Origin of the sequence: Niabella sp., from assembly GCF_030150205.1 — a bacterium.
GTDB lineage: Bacteria > Bacteroidota > Bacteroidia > Chitinophagales > Chitinophagaceae > Niabella.
In genome coordinates this window covers 130,772-142,984 of the sequence record NZ_JASLGT010000030.1, presented here as the reverse complement: position 1 = coordinate 142,984, position 12,213 = coordinate 130,772, and the positions used below count along the sequence as shown (strand labels likewise).

General features: G+C 47.1%; 13 protein-coding genes. 10 read left to right on the top strand and 3 right to left on the bottom strand.

From position 1 onward, the window contains the following. The first annotated feature begins 260 nt into the window (after positions 1-260). The gene (locus Q1V85_RS22640) at positions 261-1,232 is read left to right on the top strand and encodes a YihY/virulence factor BrkB family protein (protein WP_300603632.1); all 972 of its coding nucleotides are present in this window, start codon (positions 261-263) and stop codon (positions 1,230-1,232) included. Between the two features lie 35 nt (positions 1,233-1,267). On the opposite strand, the gene Q1V85_RS22635 is transcribed toward Q1V85_RS22640, so the two are convergent. Further along, on the bottom strand, positions 1,268-1,615 hold the full coding sequence (locus tag Q1V85_RS22635) for a response regulator (protein ID WP_300603630.1): 348 nt from the start codon (positions 1,613-1,615) through the stop codon (positions 1,268-1,270). A gap of 28 nt (positions 1,616-1,643) precedes the next feature. Continuing rightward, positions 1,644-2,753, bottom strand: coding sequence for an ATP-binding protein (locus Q1V85_RS22630; protein ID WP_300603628.1), 1,110 nt, complete (start codon positions 2,751-2,753; stop codon positions 1,644-1,646). 714 nt (positions 2,754-3,467) lie between these two features. On the opposite strand from Q1V85_RS22630, the gene Q1V85_RS22625 reads away from it, so the two are divergent. From Q1V85_RS22625 to Q1V85_RS22600, 6 genes are all read left to right on the top strand, one after another. After that, positions 3,468-3,905, top strand: coding sequence for a rhodanese-like domain-containing protein (locus Q1V85_RS22625; RefSeq protein WP_300603625.1), 438 nt, complete (start codon positions 3,468-3,470; stop codon positions 3,903-3,905). Further along, positions 3,902-4,441: a TlpA disulfide reductase family protein gene (locus tag Q1V85_RS22620; RefSeq protein WP_300603621.1), complete on the top strand. Its 540-nt coding sequence runs from the start codon at positions 3,902-3,904 to the stop codon at positions 4,439-4,441. Before Q1V85_RS22625 ends, Q1V85_RS22620 begins: the two co-directional genes overlap by 4 nt. A gap of 400 nt (positions 4,442-4,841) precedes the next feature. Beyond that, entirely contained in the window at positions 4,842-5,933 is a 1,092-nt protein-coding gene (gene dinB / locus Q1V85_RS22615) for a DNA polymerase IV (RefSeq protein WP_366914025.1), read from the top strand. 427 nt (positions 5,934-6,360) lie between these two features. After that, positions 6,361-7,173, top strand: a complete 813-nt coding sequence (locus Q1V85_RS22610) for a DUF4249 domain-containing protein (RefSeq protein WP_300603618.1) — start codon at positions 6,361-6,363, stop codon at positions 7,171-7,173. A 374-nt stretch (positions 7,174-7,547) separates the two neighbouring features. After that, positions 7,548-8,039, top strand: a complete 492-nt coding sequence (locus Q1V85_RS22605; protein ID WP_300603615.1) for a GNAT family N-acetyltransferase — start codon at positions 7,548-7,550, stop codon at positions 8,037-8,039. A 200-nt stretch (positions 8,040-8,239) separates the two neighbouring features. Further along, positions 8,240-8,395, top strand: coding sequence for a hypothetical protein (locus Q1V85_RS22600; RefSeq protein ID WP_300603612.1), 156 nt, complete (start codon positions 8,240-8,242; stop codon positions 8,393-8,395). Here Q1V85_RS22600 and Q1V85_RS22595 read toward each other — a convergent pair. Continuing rightward, entirely contained in the window at positions 8,392-9,435 is a 1,044-nt protein-coding gene (locus tag Q1V85_RS22595; RefSeq protein ID WP_300603610.1) for a hypothetical protein, read from the bottom strand. The genes Q1V85_RS22600 and Q1V85_RS22595 overlap by 4 nt on opposite strands. Before the next feature lie 949 nt (positions 9,436-10,384). Between Q1V85_RS22595 and Q1V85_RS22590 the strand changes: the two genes are divergently transcribed. Genes Q1V85_RS22590 through Q1V85_RS22580 form a run of 3 tightly spaced genes read left to right on the top strand, consistent with a single transcriptional unit; the run spans position 10,385 to position 12,157 of the window. Continuing rightward, positions 10,385-11,164 carry a (Fe-S)-binding protein gene (locus Q1V85_RS22590; protein ID WP_300603607.1) on the top strand — a complete coding sequence of 260 codons (780 nt, stop codon included), beginning with the start codon at positions 10,385-10,387 and terminating at the stop codon, positions 11,162-11,164. Between the two features lie 19 nt (positions 11,165-11,183). Then, complete coding sequence (locus tag Q1V85_RS22585) at positions 11,184-11,645, top strand: SRPBCC family protein (protein WP_300603604.1); 462 nt, start codon at positions 11,184-11,186, stop codon at positions 11,643-11,645. A gap of 2 nt (positions 11,646-11,647) precedes the next feature. Further along, positions 11,648-12,157: a hypothetical protein gene (locus Q1V85_RS22580; protein WP_300603602.1), complete on the top strand. Its 510-nt coding sequence runs from the start codon at positions 11,648-11,650 to the stop codon at positions 12,155-12,157. Positions 12,158-12,213 lie beyond the last annotated feature (56 nt).

Genomic DNA, 12,213 nt, shown 5'->3' with positions numbered 1-12,213 from the left:
TTCCATCTCTGTTTTCCAGCGCAGGTGATAAGGCTTTATCATCCTTACATACAGGTATTTTGAAAATCCTGCATACTCCCTGGTGGAATACGGCCTTCGTTTTCATTCCAGGAGGTGCAGCCCGCCCTCCTGCTTTATAACCCTTTACCATCTGTATTAAAAATATGGGTTTGGCATGTTTATTTATTATAATTAATGCCCTTTGTACACATTAAACAGGCATACCAGGTACCGATCATTCATTATAACCGGAAACCACTATGACGGAATTATCAGCAGCAGCCCGTACAGGAAAACCGATCACCCTTAAAGGAATATGGAAGGTGCTGAAAGCCACCTTTAATGGTTTTTCCGAACATAAGATCACCAAACTAAGCGGTTCGCTGGCGTATTATACCGTGTTTTCGATGGCCCCCCTGCTGGTCATGATCATTTCCCTTTGCGGTCTCTTTTTAGGAAGAGAAGCGGTGGAAGGCGAAGTATTTTCCGTTTTACGCGGTTTTGTAGGACAGGATACCGCCAGTCAGCTCCAGGAAATTATCAGGCATGCCTCCCTTACCGGCAAAAGCAAGATCGCGGCCATTATTGGCGGTATAACGCTTTTAATTGGGGCAACCACTGTTTTTGGCGAAATCCAGGATTCAATCAATACGGTATGGGGGCTGAAGCCCAAGCCCCGGAAAGGCTGGATAAAGCTATTGCAGAACCGGTTTCTTTCCTTTTCGGTTATCATCAGCCTGGGGTTCCTGTTACTGGTTTCGCTTACGATATCCGGCATCATCGAGGGCATCAGTAACGGGCTCCGTGCCCGGTACCCGGATGTTACCGTGGTGGTTTTCTATGTGATCAACCTGGTGCTTACCCTAACGGTCAGCGCTGTTATTTTTGCAGTGATCTTTAAGGTGCTTCCCGATGCCCGGATCCGCTGGCGCGATGTAATGGCCGGAGCATTGGTTACCGCCCTTTTATTTATGCTGGGCAAGTTTGGGATTTCGTTATATATTTCACAAACAAAAGTGGGCAGCACTTATGGTGCCGCCGGTTCGCTGGTGGTCTTGCTCGTATGGGTATATTACTCTTCCATCATCCTGTACCTGGGGGCAGAATTCACAAAGGCCTATGCCGTGGAATACGGTGCCGATATCCATCCTAATGATTATGCGGTTACCACAAAGGAAGTTACTGTTGAAACCGGTAAAAAAACGGTGCAGGAAATGGAGGCGCAAAAGTAAAAAGGTTAGCTATTATTATATCCAGGCAGTACCGGTCAGGAGACCCGCTCCACGGATGCAATGATCTGTTTAATGCTGAATGGTTTACTGATAAAATCATCGGCGCAGGCATCTTCCATATTGTTAAACTGATGCGCCGACATCATGATCACAGGTATATGACGGGTTAAATGATTTGCTTTCAGCGACCGGCACAATTCCACCCCATTGCCATCCGGAAGCATAATGTCCAGTATAATAATATCCGGTTGCTTTGCCTGCAGTTCCGTATTCAGATCGCTTGCAGAAGCGCCGATCCGCACTTCATACTGCGCCTTCTTAAGCACATACTCTATCAGGTAGCGAATGTCCTCATCATCTTCTATAATTAAAACATTTTTCACACTAGTCAATTAAAATAGGATACATGGGTTATGGATGCTGCTTTGGAATGGAACATATAAAAACCGATCCGTGGCCCTTCCGGCTTTCTGCCCGGATGGTTCCGCCATGCCGTACAATGATCTCTTTACTGATATATAAACCGATGCCCAGCCCGGAAATATTGGAATTGGGTTCAACTGCCCGGTAAAACTGGGTAAAAATTTCGGGTAGATGCGCGGCATCAATGCCTACCCCTTCATCGGCAACCGATATCTGCACCCAGCCATCCGTTTCCTCTATTTCCAGGGTCACCTTTCCTCCGGAAGGGGCATATTTAACGGCATTATTAAGCAGGTTGATCAGCACCTGCTCCAGCCGGATCCGGTCAGCATAAACAACGATGGGGTTTTCATTTTTAAAAACGAATGTGTGCTTAGAAAAATGGGCAAAGCCGGCCAGTACTTCATGTGCCATTGCCACTATATCAAAATCTTCGCAACGCAGCAGCAATTTTCCAAGCCGAAGACGGGATACATCCAACAGATCATTCAGCAGCGTTGTTAATTTGTTGACCTGCCGCATACTTCGTTCCAGTAATCCAAAATGAATGCTATCCGGAGTAGCCTGTATTTGCAGCACCTCCAGGAAGCCCCGCAGGGAAGTGATCGGCGTTTTTAGTTCATGTGCTGCCAACGCAATAAATTCATCTTTTTTCCGGCTCAGCATTTCAACTTCCTGGTAAAGCCGCTCTTTCTCCTGCTTGGCGGCGATGTCTTCTGAAATATCGCGTGCAATTTTAGATGCGCCAATAATTTCCTGCCGGTCATTAAATACCGGCGAAATCGTAAGTGAAATGGGAATCAGTGCTCCGTCTTTGGCCATACGTACCGTTTCAAAATGTTCTATTCGCTGGCCCCTGCCTATCTTCTGCAGAATATAGTCTTCTTCATGTACCCGGTCTTTGGGTATAATCAGCGAAATATGCTTACCCAGCACCTCTTTTTCCTTGTAGCCAAAAAGCCGTTCGGCTGCAGGATTCCAACTTGTAATGATTCCTTCCAGTGTTTTGCTAACGATCGCGTCCTGGGATGAGGATACAATAGCCGCCAGCAGGGCCTGCTTCTCTTCCGCTATTAAACCTGAACTCCGGATATACATATTACTAATACTCTTTGTATCCTTAAATAACGGGAACTGCCAGCACCGATACGAATCAAAGGTCTCAAAACCAACAGCCCTTTTTCGCTACCGTTACAAGCCGGCAAAAAACATTCCATCATTCCGTTGCGGCGATGCAGGATGCGCATTGGTTCTTTCTCCATCAGCATACCGGTAAGTATCCTGCACAACGGGCGTCCGTTACATAAGCATTCGTCGTAAATTTACCATCCTATATGAATTGCGACTAATTTAAGAAACTTCAGCGATACCGTCATCCACTTTTACATTCCCTTTTAAAAAACTTTTTGAAACCCTGTCTACCCGGCGTTTCCATGCAATTTTCGCCATGCGAAAGTATATACCTGTGGAAAATATTCTACATGATCTAAAAATAAAAGATGGCTGCCCCAATCCGCAACACAAAGAATATTTTTTAGAAGGGCTCCGGCCGGTTAAAAACAACCGCCTGTTTCATATATGCCGTTCCGGAAACAGATAGCATTTAAAACCGGCTTATCCTCACCTGTTTTCCAAATCGCTATAAGCATGAATATCATAAAAAATATGCAGCAGCATTAATAAAACAACCTGCTAAGCAACTGCGATCACCTGCCTATTGGCCCCGGGTTATCATCGCTTCCGGCGCCCTGCCCCCTGTTCAACACCTATTGACTGAATATCCAAATCCCTATCTTCGCTAAAAGATATAATATGAAGCAGGCAATTTTCTTATGCTGCGTATTCCTGTTGTTAAAAGGCGCAGCGGGTGCGCAAAACACAAAAGAGCCCTGGAATGAAGCACAGCTGATGGCCACGCAAACACTTGCTGACCGGATCGACAAAAAGCAGGACGGAAATCTTTTGATTTTATCAGTAGGCCCCGATGCCGTTATCAAGGGTTCTGTGAACATGGGCCCGGCGCATGAACCGGAACATTTACAGCAATTAAAACACTACCTGAAAAAAATTCCCAGATCCAGGGAAGTGGTGCTCTATTGCGGTTGTTGCCCGTTTGACCGCTGCCCCAATATCCGACCGGCGTTTAAAACATTAACCGGTATGGGTTTTAAAAAAGCAAGGCTGCTCAACATCCCTAAAAATATTAAAGCAGACTGGCTGGATAAGCATTACCCCGTAAATGAAGAATGATGTACCGGATGCTGAACCTCTTCCTGGTTTGCCTGGTTGCCGGGAGCAGCGTTGCGCAAAGCAATGCATTAAAGACAGGACAGGCTGCACCGGAGATCCATATGCCCCGGCTTAACGGTACGGCTTTCGCCCTCAGTGAGATGCGGGGACGGCTGATCCTGATCGATTTCTGGGCCAGCTGGTGCGCCCCCTGTGTAAAAGAGCAGCCGCAATTAAAGGCCTTGTACGAAAAATTTGCGCCTTTTGTAAAAGCAGAAAAATTTGAGATCCTGGGCGTTTCGCTGGACAAAAACAAGCAGACCTGGGAAAAGACGGTGGCTCGTCTTAAAATCAGCTGGACGCAGGTGAGTGACCTCAAATTCTGGAAAAGTCCGGTGGCAACAGATTACAACATAGAAGAATTACCGTTTAATGTACTGGTGAATGCGCAAGGCAAAATAGCAGCCATCAACCTTCATGGAAAAGAACTGGAGGACTTTATACAACAACATCTTCAGCAAAGCCCGCCTCCTGCCGCAAATGATCAACCAAAATAAGGATGGATAAACGGGCATTTAAAGGCCGCTCCTTAAGGAATAAAATCTGCGCATCTGCGGCTAACGACCACGTTAGCAACCATCAACATTTTTATTGCCGCTAATCTTCTTGCTTGCCCTCTTTATCAAACTGGCAACTGCTTCTTAATTGACCATTTCCGGCATTAAAAACAAAATCTGCGCATCTGCGGCTAACGACCACCTTAGCAACCATCAGCCTTTTTATTGCCGCTGCTGCTTCCTGCCGGGCCTTTTTTATCAAACTGGCAACTGCTTGTTATTGACCATTTCCGTTAAAAACAAAATCTGTGCATCTGCGGCTATAAGAATCGCTCATTCGTCTTCCTTTTTCTAAAAAAACTAAGCCCTCCACAGGTTATGCTTACCTTGCGGCCAAAACATCAGCCTGCAACGCAAGATCATTCATATCGATATGGACGCCTTCTATGCTTCGGTGGAGCAACGCGATTTTCCCGAATACCGCGGCAAGCCCCTTGTAGTGGGCGGCTCACCGGAAGGGCGCGGCGGCGTGGTGGCCACGGCCAGCTATGAAGCCCGGAAATATGGTATTCATTCGGCCATGTCTTCCAAAACAGCGCAGCGGCTTTGTCCCACCGCCCTCTTTGTTTTTCCAAGATTTGATGCATATAAAGCCGTATCCCGCCAGATCCACGCCATCTTTCACCGGTATACAGATCTTATAGAGCCGCTTTCGCTGGACGAAGCCTACCTCGATGTAACCGAAGACAAGCTGGGCATCGGGTATGCGATGGATATTGCGCAGGCCATTAAACAGGCTATAAAAGAGGAACTGAGCCTAACGGCATCTGCAGGCGTATCGGTAAATAAATTTGTGGCTAAGATTGCTTCCGGTATGCAAAAACCAGACGGACTTACATTTATCGGTCCATCGAAAGTAACCGCATTTATGGAACAGCTACCGGTTGAAAAGTTTCACGGAGTGGGCAGGGTAACCGCCGCCAGGATGAAGCAAATGGGGTTGCATACCGGGGCTGATCTTAAGAAAATGCCAGAAGCCGACCTCATCCGGCATTTTGGCAAAACAGGAAAATTTTATTACCAGATCGTGCGTGGCATCGACGAGCGGCCGGTGGAACCAGACCGGGAAACAAAGTCCATCAGCGTGGAAGACACCTACCAGGAAGACCTCACAACAAAGGAAGCTATGCTCCGCGAATTGGAAACGCTTACAGAAAAACTGGAGGAGCGCCTGTTGCGCGCCCGGCTAAAAGGCCGCACGGTAACCGTTAAATTTAAGTTTCACGATTTTACCATCAGCACGCGCAGTCATTCGCTTATTACGTCGTTCAATGACCGCGTGCGGTTGCTCGATACCGTTCGCCTGATCCTGGATAAAGCCGATCTTTCCGACAGGAAGGTGCGACTGCTGGGTGTGGGGCTTTCAAACTTTGACGCATCTGGTGAAGAAGCCGGTGCAGCGCAGCGTGGCAACCAGTTAAGATTGTTTTAGTTTTTATGCCCCAAAGGCTGGCGGGGCAGGCGGCAGCCACTAAGGCACTAAGGCTCGAAGAGACACTAAGGTTATTTTTTCTTTGTGTTTCTTAGCGTCTTTCGGTCTTTGTGGTTCTTAATTCTCGCAACGGCGCAAAGGTGCAAAGACGCGGCGGGTCAGTCGTTGGCCACGAAAGCACTAAGGTTAAGTATCGTCCAATATCCCACAAGTCATCCATGTTCCCTTAAAAGCCCACTATGATAAAATCAAAACCCGTATAAAAAGAAAAAAGGCCTGCCCTAAAAAGAGCTGGCCGTTGCTAACCTATGAAAAACACCGGGTGCAAGATACATAAATAATTTAAAAAAAGAAAAAGAATTATTTTTACCCAAAAAAAAATCAGCGACACCGGATTTGACCGATGGTGGAGCGTGTTTACCGGTTTATGATATCCTACCACAAAGCTTTTTATGTATCCCTGTTGCTCCTGATGGCCTGTTGCTCCTGCAGGAAAGTAATTTATCCGAAATATAAAGCCGGTGTGGCACCGAAAGCCGTTATACAGGCAACCCTTTCCAATCAGAAAGATTCTGCCATCGTATATATTTCCCAAACCCTGGCTGTAGATGATCCGAATATATATTCCGGAACTGATGGCGCCACGGTTTCCATCACCCGGAATGGCAGCACACCTGTAACCCTGAATGCAATGGGTAATGGCCGGTACAGCGGGCATATTCTTACGGCTGCCGGGTACCAGTATACTTTAAGGGCGCAGGTTGGGGGCACAACCTTTAACGCAGTTTCGAAAATGCCGGCCAAAGTGTCCTTCGACTCCCTTTTTATTACACAAAGAACCATCCTGGGAAGAACCATGCGGATCCCAACAGTCATATTTACCGATCCGCCGGCCAGCGGGAATTATTACCGGTTTATTTTGTCGGTAGACGGTTTTGAAAGCACCACCATTTTTATTGAGGACGACCGTCTGTTTAATGGAAATAAGATGACACTGGAACTGCTGGATGTCTTTACAGACAGCAATGCTCCTACCTTTATCAATAAATATGATCGTGTGATTGTTGAAATGCAATGCATCAGCAAGGAAACCTTCGATTATTTCAATCAGTTAAAAGCCGGAGCCCTGGGACAGGGCAACAGCGCTAACCCCGGCAACCCTATATCCAATATTACCGGGGGGGCACTGGGGTATTTTAGTGTGCATACCTCCGAGAAAAAAGAGCTGTTTGCCGATTAGTGTTGAGCGGTAAGGTTTCCGCGGATTCTTTTACGCTTTATCGCAGGGAAGGGTTCCCGCTGATTCCGCTGATTTCTTTCACTGATCTTCGCTGATTTGATTTCCTTCGCTTTTTATGGCTCATTGATTACACCGATTTACACAGATGCTTTGAACGTGCATCGTATACAGTTCATCCATCCTATGTGCTTCTGTGAAATCGGTGAGGGCCCTATCAGCTCCTGATTCGCGCCATCTGCGGGAGACGCTCCTGATGATTCAGCTGATCTTTACCACTGATTTGCATCCATTATTTTTACATTGCGTCTGCGAAAATCTGCGGGGCAATTCCCCCGGGCAATCACTCCCTCCCGGAATTTGTTACATTTGAGCCTATGAACCCAGCAGCAACAACAACGCCATCCCCGGAAATCCGGCAAATCCGGTTCCATGAAGCGTTCCTGGTAGTACCCCTCTTTGATCAGTACCGGGTATTTTACAAACAGGCATCCGATATTCCCCGGGCACAGGCCTTTATTGAAGCAAGGCTGCAAAACAACGAGTCCGTTATCTTCGTGGCCTTTACAAATCAGAACGGGTTGCTGCATCCTGCCGGGTTTACCCAGCTTTACCCCACCTACTCCTCCGTAAGAACCATAAGAAACTGGATCCTGAACGATCTGTTTGTAGAAGCCGCCTACCGGAAATCCGGGTTTGGCGAAGCGCTGATCCGCAGGGCGATGGAATTTGCCACTGCTGCCGGCGCCCGTTTCCTGCAACTGGAAACAGCAAGCGATAATTTACCGCGCAAAAACTATATAAACGCATCGGGTTTCAGCAACAGCAGCCCGGTACAGATTTCCAGTTGTACCGGTACCCGCTGGTGAACTAACAAATACCTCAAAAAAATGGGATCCCCAGGAATACGCTAAGTGCGTAATGACATTCGTTTTTTACCCCCTTGCAAGCATTGCGGGTTCCTGGCGATCTTTGCGGTAAAAAAACCAACCGCATGGTGCGTAAGGTACACGCATCCCAGTTGGCAATTTGCCGGATTGCCATTACCTTTACGTAAAACGATACATCCATGTCACTATTGAATCAGAAGAACCAGAAGGATAAAAAAGGTAAAGATAAAAAGGGCGGCGCTGCAGCTTCTGCGAATTCCAAATTCATTCAAAAGCCCAAAAGCTCCGGCTTTGTAAGCAAACAACAGAACACCGGCTCCCAGCGGGGCAGCTAATCGAATTGTTCCAATACCTTAAAATGTTTCCTGGAAGCACGGAGAAATGCTTTCCCCTGGCGAAATGACCAGTACGGTACCCCGTGTTTGTAATTATACCGGCTAATAGTATATAGGGCCTTCCAGTGCCGGAGGATCTCTTTATAGGCCTTACCCAGTGACATATTGCAATCATAAATATGATTGGGCTCCGCTCCCGCCCCGTTAAACTCCAGCACGATAAAATTCTTTCCGGCCTTTAGATCTTCAACAGAGGTCGTTTTGATATCATAGCGGCCGTAAAAAAAGCTTTCGTTATAATGGCTGAGCCGGTCAAATACGCTCCGCAACCGGTCATCGATCTCTGCATCCAGGTTGGTAAACCTTGCCCCGCGATTGTGGTTACCCGCGTACGACAAATAAAACACTTCCTGGTCCGGCAATACCCGGTCGTACCGGTGGTGATGCCGGTGCTCCATCTCCTGCAGCCGGTACCGTGCCCGGGGATGCTGTTGAATCAGTTGCTCAAGCGTATGTTTTCCGTCACCCTGCACCTGCAATAATTCTTTATGAATAAACCCGGAAACCACCCCCTCTTTCTCCCAGGGATAACGATAATAAAATACGCTCACCTCAACCGGGTAATCCACTTTTTCCTGCGCAATATATTCTACCGGCATCCGGTCGTGGTATTTTTTCAACTGCTGTTCGTTCTCAATCACCCGGAACAGGATCCCCTTCATGCCCACATCGGGCTTTACAACAAACGGGAATGTTAAACCCGACGCCTTCAGCTGGGCCAGCACTTTCTCAAAAGGAATACCGTTCCGGATATAGATCGTAAGCGGAATGACTTCGGCCGGAAGCTGCTCGTACATTTCTTTTTTCCCTTCTCCTTCAAAACCGCCAAAAGCAATGGTAGGATTGCTGGGTGTAAAAAACCAAAAGGACCGGCTGCGTAAACAGTACCAAAGCCAAACCGGGCTAATCGGCGCATACAGCACATTAAAATTCCACAATTCCCAGTTAACGATCCTTTTAAAAAAATTCCTTACGCTCATTAATAAAATATGCACAAATATAAGGGTATCTGGTCCCCCCTCCGGGAATTTAAAATAACCAGGGAGAAATATATTATAATTTGAAAATTTGAAGATGTGGAAATGAAGATCCGGGTATCTTTAAGCGATCAGCTGTCAGCCATCAGTGATCAGCAATCAGTTTTCAGTCTTCAGTTTTCAGCCGGTTCCGTACGGGATCACAGATTTGTCAATTCTCAGAGCGTGTTAAACAGGAAATCACCCGTGGACTAAGAATCGTTTGTATGCCGGAAAAATTCCATAGTCTCCCCAGTCTGCATGTCCCCCAAAAAGCTAACCTGAAACCAGGAACCGCTTTTAGCGATCAGCCGTCAGCCATCAGTTTTCAGTTTTCAGTTATCAGCCGATTCCGTACGGGATCACAGACTTGTTCGCTCTCAGAGCGTGTTAAACAGGGAATCACCCCCTGGCACATGAATCGTTCTGTATACTTGAAAAATCCCAACGTCTCCCCAGTCTACATGTCCCCCAAAAGCTAACCTGAAACCAGGAACCGCTTTTAGCGATCAGCCGACAGCAATCAGTTTTCAGTTTTCAGCCGATTCCGTACGGGATCACAGACTTGTCCGCTCTCAGAGCGTGTTAAACAGGAAATCACTCTTGGACTAAGAATCGTTTTGTATACTTGAAAAATCCCAAAGTCTCCCCAGCCTGCATGTCCCCCAAAAGCTAACCTGAAACCAGGAACCGCTTTTAGCGATCAGCCGTCAGCCATCAGTTTTCAGTCTTCAGTTTTCAGTTTTGATTATTTTCAAATTCTCACATTTCCACATTTTCACATTTCCACATTTTCACATTTTCACATTCCCCAATTTGCCCATTCTCACATTTCCACTCCCGATAGTCATCGGGATTCAAATTTCAAATTATTCCTCCGTACCTTCGTGTGCAACAGAATTGATAAAAAGAAATGAGTATAGCTACTGTAGCGGAATTGTTTGCAAAGGGCGAAACCCCGGAAGTATTATTTTGGGTGGGTTGCGCCGGAAGTTTTGATCAGCGGGCCCAGCGCATTACCCGCGCTTTTACAGCCATGCTGGACAAAACGGGCATCAAATACGCCATATTGGGAAAGGAAGAGATGTGCACCGGAGATCCGGTAAGACGTGCCGGCAATGAATTTATGTTCCAGATGATGGCCTACCAGAATATCCAGATACTAAACGGATATGATATAAAAAAGATCGTTACAGCTTGTCCGCATTGTTTCAACACTCTAAAAAACGAATATCCTGCACTGGGCGGCAATTACGAGGTAATTCACCATACCACCTTCCTGCAGCAGCTGATCGAAGAAGGACGGATCAGGTTAAAAGAAGGCGGTTCGTTTAAAGGCAAAAAGATTACGTATCACGATAGCTGCTACCTGGGCCGCGCCAATGATATTTATGAGGCACCCCGGAAAGTACTGGAACTGCTGGATGCCGAACTGGTGGAAATGAAACGTTGCCGCAGCAAAGGCCTGTGCTGCGGAGCCGGTGGCGCGCAAATGTTTAAAGAAGAAGAAAAAGGCACCACACGCGTCAACCTCGACCGCAGTAAGGAAGCCATTGAAACCGGGGCCTCCGTCATCGCATCTGCCTGCCCGTTCTGCAATACGATGATGACCGATGGTGTAAAAAACGCTGAAAAAGAAGATACGGTACAGGTCCTGGATATTGCGGAAATCATTGCAGGTGAGCTGGAATAACCCCTTATCTGAAACCAATATGATCACAAATATTTCAAAAATCACCATCGATGCCCCTCCCCAAAAGGTTTGGGATGCCCTTACCCTGCCGGAGCTGGTAAAACAATGGCAATACGGAAGCGAGCTCAAAACCGACTGGAAGACCGGCAGTTCCATCCGTTTTACCTCAAAATGGCAGGACCAGGTATTTGAACAATGGGGCACCGTACTGGATGTACAGCCCTATCAGCAGATTATTTATAATTTATTTGCGCCGCGACCGGATCTGGAAGACCGGCCGGAGCATTATTTTATCATGCGTTATCTTTTAACAGAAAAAGACGGCGGCACAGAGCTGGAGATTCAGCAGCTCGACGATCGCCCGGGCGCCAGACAGGAGCCGCCCCAGGGTGCAGAGAACCCCATACTGCAAACGCTGAAAAAAGTAGCCGAATTGAACGAAACCGATCCGGGTACTGTTATACAAGAAACAGATAATTGATCATGAATTTAGCATATAAACATCTTTTAAATCCCGATTTCTCCCCCTACTCCCGGGTTTGGGTGTACCAATCTTCCCGGCTGTTAAGCCTTTCCGAGGCCTTTGATGCAGAGGACCAGATCCGGGAATTTACCAAAGCCTGGGTTAGTCACAGCGATGATGTACAGGCAGAAGGGCATTTGTTCTTTGGCCGGTTTGTAGTGCTGATCGCGGATGAAACCCATATAAAAGTAAGCGGTTGCAGTACGGACAGCTCCGTTCGTTTTATAAAAAAACTGGGAGAAGCCTTTAAAGTAGACTTTTTCGACCGCCAGAACCTGGCCTTTGTCAAAAACGATAAGATTGAAATCCTACCCCTGTCGCAGGTAAAATATGCGCTGCAGCACGCGATCCTGACGCCGGACTCGCTCTATTTCAACAACCTGGTATTGAACAAAGCGGAGCTGGAAAACGACTGGATCCTGCCGATTAAGAACAGCTGGCTGGCAAAAAAAACGGGGATCGCCGTCTGAACCCGGAAAAGCGGTTTTCCGGAGCCAGAAGCTGTCTGAATTGGTAAAAAATGAAC